At 39.2% G+C, this 15,239-nt stretch carries 10 protein-coding genes; 7 read left to right on the forward strand and 3 right to left on the reverse strand.

The features are described from left to right. Positions 1–157: 157 nt before the first annotated feature. Positions 158–1,096: a quinolinate synthase NadA gene (gene nadA, locus BacF7301_RS04770; protein ID WP_167960716.1), complete on the reverse strand. Its 939-nt coding sequence runs from the start codon at positions 1,094–1,096 to the stop codon at positions 158–160. 501 nt (positions 1,097–1,597) lie between these two features. Between nadA and BacF7301_RS04775 the strand changes: the two genes are divergently transcribed. Then, complete coding sequence (locus BacF7301_RS04775; RefSeq protein WP_167960718.1) at positions 1,598–2,125, forward strand: RNA methyltransferase; 528 nt, start codon at positions 1,598–1,600, stop codon at positions 2,123–2,125. A gap of 363 nt (positions 2,126–2,488) precedes the next feature. On the opposite strand, the gene BacF7301_RS04780 is transcribed toward BacF7301_RS04775, so the two are convergent. Further along, positions 2,489–3,067, reverse strand: a complete 579-nt coding sequence (locus BacF7301_RS04780) for a DUF4294 domain-containing protein (protein ID WP_167960720.1) — start codon at positions 3,065–3,067, stop codon at positions 2,489–2,491. Between the two features lie 145 nt (positions 3,068–3,212). Here BacF7301_RS04780 and BacF7301_RS04785 point away from each other — a divergent pair, with 145 nt between their 5' ends. Beyond that, complete coding sequence (locus BacF7301_RS04785; protein ID WP_167960722.1) at positions 3,213–5,261, forward strand: helix-hairpin-helix domain-containing protein; 2,049 nt, start codon at positions 3,213–3,215, stop codon at positions 5,259–5,261. Between the two features lie 152 nt (positions 5,262–5,413). Further along, positions 5,414–6,187 (forward strand): radical SAM protein, encoded by a 774-nt coding sequence (locus tag BacF7301_RS04790; protein ID WP_167960724.1) that lies wholly within the window; start codon positions 5,414–5,416, stop codon positions 6,185–6,187. A 556-nt stretch (positions 6,188–6,743) separates the two neighbouring features. Here the strand turns inward: BacF7301_RS04790 and BacF7301_RS04795 are convergent. Next, on the reverse strand, positions 6,744–7,289 hold the full coding sequence (locus BacF7301_RS04795) for an RNA polymerase sigma-70 factor (RefSeq protein WP_167967104.1): 546 nt from the start codon (positions 7,287–7,289) through the stop codon (positions 6,744–6,746). A 159-nt stretch (positions 7,290–7,448) separates the two neighbouring features. On the opposite strand from BacF7301_RS04795, the gene BacF7301_RS26090 reads away from it, so the two are divergent. From BacF7301_RS26090 to BacF7301_RS04815, 4 genes are read left to right on the forward strand one after another with little or no spacing between them, the layout of a single operon-like run. Then, positions 7,449–8,387, forward strand: coding sequence for a FecR family protein (locus tag BacF7301_RS26090; protein WP_369805637.1), 939 nt, complete (start codon positions 7,449–7,451; stop codon positions 8,385–8,387). A 46-nt stretch (positions 8,388–8,433) separates the two neighbouring features. Next, entirely contained in the window at positions 8,434–11,805 is a 3,372-nt protein-coding gene (locus BacF7301_RS04805; protein ID WP_167960726.1) for a TonB-dependent receptor, read from the forward strand. Between the two features lie 19 nt (positions 11,806–11,824). Then, positions 11,825–13,762 carry a RagB/SusD family nutrient uptake outer membrane protein gene (locus BacF7301_RS04810; RefSeq protein WP_167960728.1) on the forward strand — a complete coding sequence of 646 codons (1,938 nt, stop codon included), beginning with the start codon at positions 11,825–11,827 and terminating at the stop codon, positions 13,760–13,762. 40 nt (positions 13,763–13,802) lie between these two features. Continuing rightward, positions 13,803–15,146 carry a BT_3987 domain-containing protein gene (locus BacF7301_RS04815; RefSeq protein ID WP_167960730.1) on the forward strand — a complete coding sequence of 448 codons (1,344 nt, stop codon included), beginning with the start codon at positions 13,803–13,805 and terminating at the stop codon, positions 15,144–15,146. Positions 15,147–15,239 lie beyond the last annotated feature (93 nt).

A 15,239-nucleotide genomic window follows, 5' to 3' on the forward strand; every position in this document is an offset into this window, starting at 1 on the left:
AATTACTATTTATTAGCTATATTTCTTAGGAATAATAATAAACAGAATAAAAAAGAGAAGTACGGAACTCGAAAGGATTCCGTACTTCTCTTTTTTACTTAATATCCGTTGAATGGAAACTATTTCGTATTTCTAAAATAAATATCTCTTCATAATCCTATAATCCCAGCTTCGCCGAAATCTCCAGCATCCGCTGAATCGGCTTCACCGCCTTTTCCGCCACTTCAGGATCCACCGTAATTTCCGGTGCTTCATTCTTCAGACACTCATAGAGCTTCTCTAACGTATTCAACCGCATAAAGCTGCACTCGTTACATCCGCACGTACTGTCGTTCGGTGGAGCAGGGATAAACGTTGTCTGCGGACACTTCTTCTGCATCTCATGCAAGATACCCGATTCGGTAGCCACGATATACGTATTTTCCGGATGGTTCACGGCATACTTCAACAGAGCAGCCGTAGAGCCTACTACGTCAGCCAGTTTCAATACCGTGCTCTTACACTCGGGATGAGCCAACACCAACGCTTCCGGATGCTGCGCTTTCAGTTCCACAATCTTTTCAACAGAGAACTGTTCATGCACATGGCAGGCTCCGTCCCAAAGAAGCATATTCCTGTTCGTAACTGAGTTGATATAATTACCCAGATTCCTATCCGGCCCAAAGATTATTTTCTCATCTTTGGGGAAGCTTTCCACGATCTGCTTCGCATTGGTGGAAGTCACCACCACATCTGTCACAGCTTTCACCGCAGCCGTCGTGTTGACATACGAAATAACAGTGTGCCCCGGATGCTCTTTGACAAACTGCGCAAACTTGTCCGCCGGACAACTGTCTGCCAACGAACAGCCTGCCGCCATGTCGGGAACCAGCACTTTCTTTCCCGGACAAAGCACCTTCGCCGTCTCACCCATAAAATGAACGCCGCACATCACAATAATGTCCGCTTCCGTTTTCGCCGCCCATTGAGCCAATGCCAGACTATCGCCAACGTAATCGGCGATATCTTGTATTTCACCCTTCTGATAGTAGTGTCCCAGAATGATTGCATTCTTTTCTTTCTTCAGCTCGTTTATAGCTTTTATTAGTTCATTCATTATAATATTCTTTTTTCCTTCTTTTAAAAAAAATCCTTTGTTAGTGATGATAGCCTGTTAATAATGTTAGCAAATAAATACGATTTTTCTTGCCGGATAAGTTATTAGTCCATACTTCCGCTTTATGAGTCGGTTATGAACTGATGTAAAAGACAAGATAGCCTATCCTACTCGCTTCATTATCAATGAAAGCATCGTCAAATGCCATCAAATAGAAGTTTGCTATTAACTCCCTGTTGATAAAGTGCAAAGTTAAAAACTTTATGGATATAAACAGGCAGATAAGTGCTGAAAAATATGTTTATGTCTGTGTAGAAAGTTTTGGGTTAGTTTTTTGGAATGTTCATAACGAAGGCCTCTTATACCTTCTTTTGAATAATGCAAGGATTATTTTTCAAAATCTTTGCCGATAGTTTTGACAGGTTTTAAACCGTTATCAACACCTCTGTTAACAGAAAAGGATTACCTTTGCACACAAGAACAATCTAAAAGAAAAGATGCATGCGTAAACTGAAAATAACAGAGCTGAACCGTATCAGCGCCGAGGAGTTCAAACAGGTTGAAAAACTGCCCCTGGTGGTAGTGCTGGACGATATTCGTAGTTTGCACAATATAGGTTCCGTGTTCCGTACATCGGATGCATTCCGCATAGAATGTATCTATCTATGTGGCATTACGGCCACCCCGCCACACCCCGAAATGCATAAGACTGCTTTAGGAGCTGAGTTCACTGTCGACTGGAAGTATGTTAATAACGCTGTTGATGCTGTTGATAACCTCAAAAATGAAGGGTATATCGTTTATTCCGTAGAACAGGCGGAAGGAAGCATTATGCTGGATGAACTCAAACTGGATAAGGCTAAGAAATACGCCATCGTAATGGGAAACGAAGTGAAAGGGGTGCAACAAGAGGTTATTGACCATTCGGACGGCTGCATAGAAATTCCCCAATATGGAACCAAGCATTCTTTGAATGTCTCCGTAACTACCGGTATTGTGATTTGGGATTTGTTCAAAAAGCTACGTTAACAGGCATAAACAGGATTGGTTAATAAGTTGTTTATAACGAGTTAATAGCTTAGTTAATTTACTAATAATCAATAATTATTTATTGTTTATAACTATACAAGTTCATGTAGATTCAATAGCTGTTGGGTAGTTATTATTATAGTTGTTAATAGTCCGTTTCCAGGCTGTTAATACTTGAGTTCTCAACTATTAATACTTATCATGTAGGCTATTAATACCTGACAACTCAAGTATTAACTTCTGAGAAAGCAGAAATTAATACCTTGCGAGAAGCCTGTTAACGCTTGAAATGATAACCAATATGGTTTGAGTAGTTGATAAATTAGTTTGTAGTGTTGATAAACTTATAAATCCTTGTCTATTTTAGATTTGTCCATTCTCCACTAGCAGTACTACGCGTTCCGTTAGTTTATCCTCACCTTCAGGGTCATACTCCTTTTTCAGACTGGCACCGAACAGTGCAGCGAATGTCTGATAGAATCCGGCTTTAAAAGGTCCCATAAATGCTTTTACCAGTTCATAACTGGTAGAATTACTTTGGCGGTCTATTAATTTAATCAACAGTTTCCCCTGTGTAAAAGAGAGTTTTTTCATTCGGGGAGTATATTGTTCTTTCAGACCTTTTTCCACCCGTTTGATATGTTTCTGACGAGCCTTTTCATTAGGTAGAGTTTGCAGGTACTCGTAAGTTTCAATAATAGCCTGGTTAATTTCTTTTGATATGGGATATACCTTTTTTACATTCCGTACCAGTCGGTAGTATTCCTGGCGTTCCTTTTCGTTCTTGAACTTTAGCGGGCGGAAGATATACACAGTTCTTAATTGGACACATGGAATCGTATCTCCATTATAGATACACATCGGAACCAAGTATCCATTAATGATTTGCTTTTCTTGAGCCTGTACATGCAGTGTACAGCAAACAATAGCAAACAGCGTCATTATTACTATGTTAAGCCTTCTTTTCACGATACAAAAATAGGATTAAAATTTTATTATTTAGTCTTTTCATAAAGACGTTAACCTATTTAAAGTATCTTTGCGCCCTTGCTCGTAAAGATACAACAAGATAATATGCACTTTATTGATGAAAACTACTCAACTTATCCGGTTGATAAGTATTATAAACAGCCTGTTCATAATTCCTGCTTGTAGTGCTCAAAACCCTTCTGAAAGTCTTTTAGAAGATATTCTTGAAGATTTGTCTGTTAATAACGATATTAATAACTCTGTTAATACCCTAAATTGGGAAAATGAACTGGAAGAACTTTCCACCCGTCTGCAAGAACCAGTTAATTTGAATACCGCCACCCGTGCACAACTGGAACAATTTCCTTTTTTGAGCGATATTCAAATAGAGCACTTATTGGCTTATATTTATATACACGGACAGATGCAAACCATTTATGAACTCCAGTTAATAGAGGACATGGATAGGCAGACTATCCAGTATTTATTGCCTTTTGTCTGCATAAAAGCTATTAACAATGAACCTGTATTTCGGTGGAAAACTATGTTGAAAAGTGTAGCGAAGTATGGCAAGAATGAAGTGCTAACTCGCATGGATATACCTTTTTATAAGCGAAAAGGTTATGAACATACCTATCTAGGACCTGCTGTTTATAACTCTATAAAGTATAGCTTTCGATATAGTGACCGGCTTTACGCTGGAGTCGTTGCCGAGAAAGATGCGGGAGAGCCTTTCGCTGCTTTGCACAATCGTTACGGATACGATTATTATTCCTTTTATTTATTATTGAAAAACTGTGGACGGTTGAAAGCATTGGCTGTTGGTAACTATCGGCTCAGTTTTGGTCAGGGATTGGTGATTAGTACGGATTATCTGATGGGAAAGACAATTTATGCTTCTTCTTTCAACAATCGCAGCAGTGGGATAAAGAAACACTCTTCTACGGATGAATATAATTATTTCCGGGGAGTGGCGGCTACTGTTGTTTTAGCAAAGCATTGGGACGTATCCGGCTTTTATTCACATCGTTCCCTGGATGGTGTGATAACGGATGGAGAAATCACCTCTATCTACAAAACCGGACTACACCGGAGTCAAAAGGAAGCGGATAAAAAGAACTTGTTCACATTGCAGTTAACAGGTGGAAACGTAAGTTATCAACAGAACCGTATCAGACTGGGTATCACCGGTATTTACTATGTTTTCAACCGACTTTATGAACCGGAATTAACAGGCTATTCCAAATACAATCTTCATGGAAATTACTTCTATAATCTAGGAGTGGATTATGCATACCGTTGGCATCGTTTTTCTTTTCAGGGAGAGACGGCCATAGGAAAACAAGGTTGGGCTTCTTTAAATCGTCTGCAATATTCACCGGTTCAAGATGTTCAACTCATGTTGATACACCGATTTTACTCCTATAATTATTGGGCAATGTTCGCTCATTCTTTTGGAGAAGGAAGTACAACCCAGAATGAACAGGGATATTATTTAGGACTAGAAACCTCTCCTTTTGCTTATTGGAAATTCTTCGCTTCATTTGACTTGTTTTCTTTTCCCTGGAAAAGATACCGGGTCAGTAAATCTTCCCGTGGAATAGACGGACTGCTCCAAGCTACTTTTACCCCGCGCACTAATCTCTCTATGGATTTGAAATATCGTTATAAACAAAAAGATCGTGACCTGACAGGAAGTAAAGGAATGCTAACGCTTCCTATTTTTCATCACCAATTTCGTTATCGTTTGAACTATTCTTTTAAAGATGTGTTTAGCAGTCGTACAACTTTAGATTATAATCATTTTCATTCTCAGGACAGAGCTGCTGACATAGGATATCAGGTTACACAGATGATATCCTCCCAACTGCCTTGGGCCAGGCTGTTTGCTGACGTTCAAGGCAGTTACTTTTCTACAGACAGTTATGACTCTCGTATATATGCATCCGAAAAAGGATTGCTTTATACATTCTATACTCCGTCATTCCAAGGTCATGGGTTCCGGTGTAGCATCCGTTTGAGATATGAACTGAATAAACACTGGTTGTTCATAACCAAGTTCGGGGAAACTGTTTATTTGGACCGGAATGAAATTGGTTCCGGCAATGATTTAATTCGGGGAAATAAAAAAGCAGATGTACAAATGCAACTGCGTATCAAGTTTTAGAGTTATATTTGCATATTGAATGATGGAATGTTTGGCATAAACATCTTTGTCTTTTTTACCTTTGTGAATGAGTTTTTTCAAAATATTCGCTACATTATGGCGAATATTGGTTTGTTGTATTTTTAGTATGTTGTAAAATAAATGATAATAAGATGACTATTATTTTTCCTTCACCCATCTTCGGCCCTGTTCATTCCCGCCGCTTGGGTGTTTCTTTGGGAATTAACTTACTACCGGATGACGGTAAAGTTTGTTCATTCGACTGCATTTACTGCGAATGTGGTTTCAATGCCGAACATCGTACGAAGAAACTTCTTCCTACCCGTGAAGAAGTCCGCACAGCTCTTGAAGAGAAACTGAAAGATATGCAGGCCAATGGTCCTGCCCCTGATGTACTGACATTTGCCGGAAACGGTGAGCCGACTGCGCATCCCCATTTCCCGGAAATCATAGAAGATACGCTTGCACTCCGTGATACCTATTTTCCGAAAGCGAAAGTGAGTGTATTAAGCAATTCTACGTTTATCGACCGTCCCGCTGTCTTTGATGCACTGAATAAGATTGATAATAATATTCTGAAATTGGATACGGTGGACGAAGAATATATCCATCAATTAGACCGTCCGAACGGAAAATATTCCGTGAAGAAGGTTATTGAGAAAATGAAAGAATTCAAGGGAAACTGTATCGTACAAACAATGTTCCTGAAAGGTGGTTATCAGGGAAAAGATATGGATAATACATCTGATAAATATGTACTTCCCTGGATAGAAGCAGTCAAAGAAATTGCTCCTAGACAAGTGATGATATATACGATTGACCGTGAAACGCCCGACCATGATTTGCAGAAAGCTACTCATGAAGAATTAGACCGGATTGTCGCTTTACTGGAAAAAGAGGGTATTTCGGCAACAGCTTCTTATTAGCATGTGACTGTTTATTCATAATTGCACGGTTTTGAGCTAATTGATGTGATTCTCTCACTACTATAAAGTTTAAAAGTGTGCAAGTATCTGCAACGCTGCAACAAAACGGGGACAATGTATTATCTAATAGATAGTTACAGTGTTGCAGATACCTGTTGCAGATGGTGGCAGATAGCTTTTATCTGCCACACTGTATAAAACAATAAATCTTTTATTGCAAACGGTACAATCATATATATGAAACAATGGTTCCCTACATCGAAACTCCCGTTCCCAGGCTGGAAATTGCAGTATCCGCGTATGGAAACGAGAGTATCCGCGTAGGGAAATTGGAGTTTCTGAGTATAGATACTCCAGTTTCCCTATGCGGATACTGACATTAATGTAATGCCACCGGCTTTTCCTTAAAGGGATATCTGCCCGTAACTACACGATACTTTTAAACTTTATAGTAGCAATTAGACTCATCTTAATACAGATTAGTTCATTTCTGCATCGAAATGAGCTAAACAGTGTTATAATGAAGTAAATAATATTAGTACGTAACAATGGGAAATTAATTAAGGAATAGTGACAGCAGATATAAATTCTTTCGTAAATATTTTAATGCTGCTGTCATATGATATTCTACTGTCTTTTCACTGATTGATAATTGTTCGGCAATTTGTTTATACGTCAAATGTTGTTCGCGGCTCATGCGAAATATTTGCTGCTGGCGCTCCGGTAATTGAGAAATCAGTACGGAAAGATGTTTTTTTAAATCGGAAATTTCCAGTTGGTCTTCGTCTTCATAAGATTGCTCCATAGATTGCAATACTGTCATCTTCAAAAAAGAATAATTCAACTGTTTACGTGAATAATTGAAAATCTGATTACGCGTAATGATAAACAGAAAACCTTCAAAAGGTTGTTTCTCATCAACTAAATGCCGGGTTTCCCACAATTTAATGAATACTTCTTGTACTATTTCAGCAACATCTTCAGACGACACAAGATACAAACGGGAAAAGTTATATACTTTCTCCCAATAGAGTTTATATATGGATGAAAATGCTTCTTCATCCCCTTCTTTGAATTTTAGAATTAATTCTTTGTGTGTCATTTTAACTTCTATCATACAAAAGTAGATAAATAGTTTTATTAATGAAATAAAAAGTCGAAAAAAGCAGCAAGGAGAAAGATTTTGAAAAAAAGATAAGATTTTCACTAGGGTGTAGGAAATCGAGATGTGTATTTATAACAAACGATCAAAATATATAGAATGAAAACAATAAATAAAAATCATAGATTAATAAAGAATCTATTTCAAGACAAACTCAAAAGACACGAAGTTGGAGCATTATCTGAGATTGATATTGTAGAACAAAGTATGCAGGAACAATGGAAGGAAAATGCTGAAAGAGTAGATCCGGAGATTGGAGAACGGATATGGATTAAGATTCAGAAAGAGTATAAGATGAGTGCTAGAAAGAGGTACTTGTTTCAAATCCAGCAGCCGTTGATTGCCGCTTGCATCACTATAGCATTAATCATTGGAGGATATTTTTTCTATACGGGAGTTTCCACACTGGAAAAGCAAGAGTTTGTAGAAATATTGGCGGAGAGTGATATGTTGTATGTATTGCCGGACAGTTCGAAAGTATGGATGCATCCTGAAAGTTCCATCCGTTATGCGAAGAATTTTACGAAAGACAGAAAAGTATGGTTGAAAGGCAGCTCTTTATTTGAGGTGCAAAAATATCCGGGAAGTAAGTTTCAGGTATGTATAGAAAAAGCCTTTATAGAAGTAAGGGGAACAAAGTTCCTGGTGGAAAAAATAGAGAATGGCAAAAACGAAATAACACTGTTTCACGGATGTATTGCGTTTAATGCGGAACGTACCGGAGAAGAAGTTATAATGAAACCTTTGCAGCAGATAGTATATGATCCCTTTGATAGTAAGATACAAACACGGAATATCGAGAATATAGAATGGCAACACGGAAAGTTCAAGTTTAATGCCATGCCTTTAAAACAATTGCTGCATATCGTTAATCAGATATATAATACCCATATCGTTTTCGAAGGAAAAGGAGAAAATTCTCCTTTTAGTGGTACGATTCGGCAAGATGAATCTTTGGCTGACGTAGTCGATAAAATTTGTTTCATTATGAATCTTCATAAAAAAACGGACGGTGACAAAATAGTCATAAGCAACTAAAAATAACATAATAATTAATCCTATGTCTAATATTAATAATTAAAGCATGAAAGAAAAACATTTTTCTTATTGGCGGTATCTTAGATTTATCGCGGTATTTATGCTCTTGTATCCGATTTCAGTCCTAGCAGCACAAGGACATATTTCGGTAAAGGGACAATTCTCCTTAAAGGAAGCTATTCAGTTTATCGAGAAAAACAGTGAATATACTTTTTTCTATAAAGACAGCGACTTGAGGGATAACACAAAGAAAAACATCAATTGTAGCGGAACCATTGAAGAAGTTTTGAAGAAACTGTTTACAGACAGTGGAGTGAATTACATCATCAAAGGAAATGAAGTTATTTTCAAAGTAAACAAAACGGAGAAAGTAGAACAACAGCAACAACAGAAGAAACGTGTCATTACCGGTACTGTTATTGATGGAGATTTGAAAGAACCAATTATCGGGGCTAGTGTATGGTTGAAAAATAGTTCGTCCGGAGCTGTTACTAATTTGGATGGTAAATATACGATTACCGTTGAAGGAATTGGTGGCGTACTTGAATTTTCATATATCGGTATGAAGAAACAGGAGATAGTCATTGGCGACCAAAGCGTTATTAATGTAACGTTAAGTGCGGATACGAAGAAGCTGGATGAAGTTGTAGTAGTAGGCTACGGACACCAGAAGAAAGAGAGCGTTGTAGGCGCTATTTCTTCACTGGATGTAGGCGAATTGAACATTCCTGGTTCCAATATATCAAACGTACTGGCAGGACAATTGGCAGGTGTTGTCTCTATGCAGGCATCCGGTGAGCCGGGCAAGAATAGTGCTTCCGATTTTTATATTCGTGGTATAGCCTCTTTCAAGGGTAACTCTACTCCATTGGTTTTGGTAGACGGTATCGAACGTGAACTCGACTTGGTTGATGTGGACGATATTGCTACTTTCTCTATCTTGAAAGATGCTTCCGCATCAGCCGTGTATGGTGTACGTGGAGCCAATGGTGTTATCTTGATTACCACAAAGAAAGGTACAGAAGGCAAACCTCGTATCAATGTACGTGCAGAAATGGGATTCAAAAGTCCTACACGTATGCCCGAAATGGCTAATTCCGTACAGTGGGCTGAAATGTATAATGAAGCGAAAGGGTTGACCGGTAACGGTGACGGCGGTTATTCGGCGGAGCAAATCCAAAAATATAGAGACGGTTCCGACACAGACCTTTATCCGAACGTAAACTGGCTGGACCAAATGTACAGGAACTTGGCTTCCAGTGAGCGTATTACACTGAATCTTTCAGGTGGTGGTGATATCTGTAAATACTATGTATCCGGTGGTTTTTATAATGAAGGTTCTATTTTCAGAAATGCGGGTAATGTTTATGATTATAACTCTTCCATCCATTATACGAAGTTCAACTTCCGCGCCAATATGGATTTCTCGGTTACGCCGACTACAACATTCAATGTAAACCTGGCTAATATCTATGAAAGTTCATGGGGACCGGGAGCTACGACAAAAGATATTTGGGAGTATGCTTTCAATACTTCCCCGAATGCCTATCCCGTCCAATATTCGGACGGAACTATTTCGGCACCGAGTTCGGCCAGTGGATTTAACCCATGGAACCTGTTGGTACATTCCGGCTATCGTGAGCAAAGTTGGAACTCTGCTCAGTCATTGATTGGTGTCACCCAGAAATTGGATATGATTACTCCGGGATTGACTGCAAATATCAAGTTCTCTTGGGATGCTTCTAATAATACATTACAGGTTCGTTCGAAAACTCCGCCCCAGTTTCATGCGACAGGCCGGAATGATGACGGTTCATTGAACTATAAAACGATTTATGAGGGTTCCAATAATCTGTCATATGCCCCGCCGGTGACTGAATCTAAAATAACCACTTATATGGAAGGCTCACTCAATTATACACACCTGTTTGCCCAAAAACATCGTGTAGGTGTCCTGCTCCTCTACAATCATAAAATATATAAGCTACTGACAGCAGAAAACCAAAAGAAATCATTACCATATAAAAGCCAGGGATTGGCAGGACGTTTGACTTATGCTTATAAAGATAAGTATTTTGCGGAGTTCAACATGGGATATACAGGTTCGGAGAATTTTGCCCGTGGTCATCGTTTCGGATTCTTCCCTGCCTATGCATTAGGTTGGATGGTGTCCAGTGAAAAGTGGTTTGAACCATTGACAAAGGTAGTAAACGACTTGAAGTTGAAAGCATCTTATGGAAAAGTAGGTAACGATGATATCGGAGCATACAGAAGATGGGCTTATGAGCCGACTATCAATACACTAAACGGATGGAAATATGGAAAGACAGGCAATCAGACAGGTACAGGCTATCGTGTAGGAGAAATTGAAAATACGAATGTATCTTGGGAGGAAGCGACAAAAGTAAATGCGGGTATTGAACTCCGTCTGTTTGATAAACTAAAAATACAGGCAGATTATTTCTACGAAGAACGTAATGGAATTTTCCTGGCACGTGCAGGACTGCCAGCTATTGTCGGTCTTACGACAACTCCTTATGTAAATGTCGGCAAAGCAAAAGTGTCTGGTATAGACGGTACGATTGAGTATCAGCAACAAGTGGGCAAAGTGTTGCTGACAGGTCGCGGCAATTTTACTTTCTCCCGCAATCAGATGCTGGACAATGACGAACCGGATTGGGAATACAAATATCAGAACTCTATTGGTAAGCCATTCGGGCGTAAAGGTGCGACACAGCGTAAAGGACTTATTGCTTTGGGGTTCTTTGAAAGTCAGGAAGAGATAGATAACAGCCCGACACAGATGTTCGGTGAATACAGAGTGGGCGACACCAAATATAAGGATGTGAATGGTGATGGTAAAATTGATACATATGATCAAATCTCTATCGGTTATACCGACCTTCCTGAAATCACATATGGATTTGGACTCACAGCCAAATGGAAGAACTTTGATGCCAGTGTATTTTTCCAGGGGGTAGCACGCACTTCTACCTATCTGAGCGGTACTCCTCTGCGTCCTTTCAGTAGTGACAATATGGACCGTTCGGCTATTTATGAAGACCTTTATAAATATTCATGGAAGACCACCAATACAGACGCTGAGAATGCTGCTGCTAAATATCCCCGTTTGAGTTACGGTGCAGAAGCCGGCAGTTCCAACAATAACCAGTCATCTACTATATGGTTACGCGACCGTAGTTTTCTTCGCCTGAAAAATGCGGAAATAGGATATACATTACCGAAAACCTGGTTGAATAAGACTTTCATCAAATCTTTCCGTTTCTATGTAGCGGGAACCAACCTGTTGACATTCAGCAAATTCAAACTGTGGGATCCGGAATTGTTGGATACTACCAATGGAGCGAAATATCCGAATAATATGACTGTGACTATCGGTTTAAATGCTAATTTTTAATCAATAATATAGAATCAATATGAGATTATCAATAACTAAATATATACTGTTACTTTGTGGAATCATTCCCTTATTAACTTCATGTGAAGATTTCCTTGATAAACAGGAAACCGAAGATATTACTTTTGGACAACTTTGGGAGAAGAGAGCCTATACACGCGGATATTTCCTGAATGCGATGAGCTTTCTTCCGAATGACTTGACAAGTTATGTCTCTACTCCCCAAAGTACAGCTACGGATGAGCTTATAAATGCTTCGAATGCCGGTGCCGAATCAATGAATACGGGAGCCTGGAATGCATCGAACGTACCCGGCGCAAATTTTAATTTGTATAATGGTATTCGCGAATGTAATATCTTTATGCAGAATGTTTATAGCTGTACGGATCCTACCGTCACGCAAGAAGAAAAAGACGAATGGTATTGGTACACGCGCTGGGCACGAGCTTATTATTACTTTTTGATGATGCGCAATTATGGACCCGTTTTTTTGTTGGGAGACGAAATCCTACCATATGATGCCACTACGGAATCCCTTTACCGTCCGCGCAATACTTGGGAACAATGTGTAGAATATGTTACGGATGAAATGGGGAAATGTGGTACATACTTTAAGGAACACGGAAAAACAACTTGGACGGTAGATGCTGAATATGGATTGCCTACCGAAGGGGCTGCCTTGGCTGTCATTTCACGATTGAGACTTTATTCCGCACGCGATTTATATAATGGGAATACATTGTATAATACAGTAAAGAATCCTGTGACACCTGATTTCCCGGAACTTTCCGAACAATATTTGTTCCCTCAGGATTATAACAATGACAAATGGAAAGAAGCTGTTTTGGCTGCTAAGGCTGTCATAGATTTAGGAGTATATGAATTGCATAGAGATGCTGCAACTCCCGATGACCCGTATGCAAATTATCTTGGCATTACTCAGACAGACTGGAACAAAGAACTTATCTGGTCTACAGGATATGCAAGTCGGGAAATTGTAGCCAGAAGAACAACTCCGACCGGAGTGAAGACAAAGAAAGGCGGCAATGGGGCTGCTTATGGTGCTTTGGGACCTTCGCAGCAACAAGTGGACGCTTATGCAATGGATAATGGCATATATCCGATTACAGGATACGAAGCTGATGGAACTCCGGAAATTGACAGAAACTCCGGTTATACGGAAAGTGGGACAACTAATTTTGAAAATCCTTTCTTGAAATACCTGAGCAGAGGAGATACTTATCAGAATAAGTATTATAAGAGAACAACCCGTAACATGTTTGTCAATCGTGAGCCCCGTTTCTATATAGCTGTATATTGGAGCGACAGTTACTGGAGATGTGGTCCGGGTAAAGATGATTATGTATTATGCAATTTGGCAAAAGACGGCAATTCGAATACTTCTCACGACCATTCAAGAGGTGGATATTTGCTTAACCGCTTCTGTGACCATACTGCCAGTTTTGTGAATAACCAACCGGGGAATATGGTATTTCCTACATTCCGTTTGGGAGAAATCTATCTGAACTTCATCGAAGCTGCTTTGGAATGGGAAAAGAGAACCGGAGATAACCAGTTTCATGCCAAGGCGATGGAATATTGGGCAGATTTGCGTGACCGTTCGGGCATGAGTCCGATAACGGATGTTTATCCGGGTGCTACTATTGGCCAGTTGATAGAGTATTGTCGCCAGGAACGCAGAATTGAACTTGCTTTTGAAAATCACCGTTTCTTTGATACCCGTACATGGATGATTGCCACTACTACTGATAATGGTCCTATTTATGGCATGAACGTAGAGGCGCAGGCAGTGAATGCAGATGATACTCCGGATGCTTTCTGGCGTAGGACGGTAGTTCAGAACCGTGTGTTCAGAGCTAATCACTTTTTGTATCCTTTCAGCCAGAGAGAACTGGACCGTAATAAACTGCTGACGCAGAACTACAAATGGAGATAAAACTATAGCATAAAACATATCTAATCAGATTTTAATTTATATGAAGACAAAAATATATATCCTTTCGCTTTTAGGCTGTTTATTACTGACTATGGGGGCTTGCCTTAGCGATGGAAAAGAAGATTATCTGGATGATTATAAATCATTCCTTTGCATTCTGAATAGCAATGAACAGGATATCACTTTTTACAACACTGGTGAACCTGTCACTTATAATATAACGATTGATAAAGGTGGAAACGACTTGAATATGACAGCTTCGGCTACATTGAAAGTATTGAATGAGTTCGATATTGAATATTACAATAACGAGAACAAAACCACTTTCAAACCTTTGCCTGCTGATTGTTATGACTTGCCTTCCGACATGACTGTCTCTTTTGGAGAGAAAGAACTGTATAAGATTAAAACGGTAACCTTTCATCCCGGGAAGATTTCTGCATTAAATACAGGCGATTTCACTTATGTGTTGATGTTGGAGCTTACGGACGGCACTTCTACCATTAATGAAAAAAATAAGTATATAATTGTGAAGCCTACCATCTATCAACCTACCTTCTCTCTTTCTGAATCAGGATTCAAACTTCCGTTTACGATTGCTGAAGGTGTGACTGAATATACATATGAGCTTCCTGTAACATTGAATACTGCTCTCACAGAAGATATAACTTGTGATGTGAGAGTTAAAAAGGAACTATTGGATGAATATAATACTACGTCTTCCATTGAGTATTCATTAATACCAGACAAGGGAAACAACTATACTATCGATAAGCTGACCTTTACGAAAGGTAATACTACGGCAAATCTGACTGTAAAAATTGATATTACTAATCTGGAAGGTAACTTTGCTCTTCCATTAGAAATAACTTCTACGAAATATGCTTTCTCCAGTGAAAATACAGTTATTATCGGATTGCAGAACTCAGCACCGAAGATTAGGCTTACACCGGATATGATGACTTTGATAGGAACAGATTTTGCTGACGGTAACGGTTTTGCCGATTGGTTGGATGTTGACTTGTCTACTCAGGCACAAGTTACTTACGGAGGAGGTGCGCCAGCCTTCCCGCATCAGGTAGATATACATCTCAATAGTGCCATTTCCAAGTTGAGAGTAAGATACGCAACCAGAAATACAAATCAGCATCCTACTAAATTTATCATCTATGTTAGTAATGATGGTGCAAATTGGAAAGAAATAAAAGTATTTACAGCAGAAGCAGACGGTCTTCCAGTATCGGCTACTACTTATTATGATACTTGTCCAACGATGCAACTGGGTGATTCATATACTTATGTTCGTTTTGAAGTTTATAGTTCTACTAATCCGAATAAATTTAATACATGGGCGCTCTCGGAGTTTGAATTGTATGGCAAATAATTGCTCTCTCTTAAATCTAACAAATAACTAATCTTGAGGGCTGGCGAATGGATGGTGCAGTGATGCACAAAATCTTTTTAGTCAGCCCTTTTT

Origin of the sequence: Bacteroides faecium (assembly GCF_012113595.1) — a bacterium.
GTDB classification, from domain to species: domain Bacteria; phylum Bacteroidota; class Bacteroidia; order Bacteroidales; family Bacteroidaceae; genus Bacteroides; species Bacteroides faecium.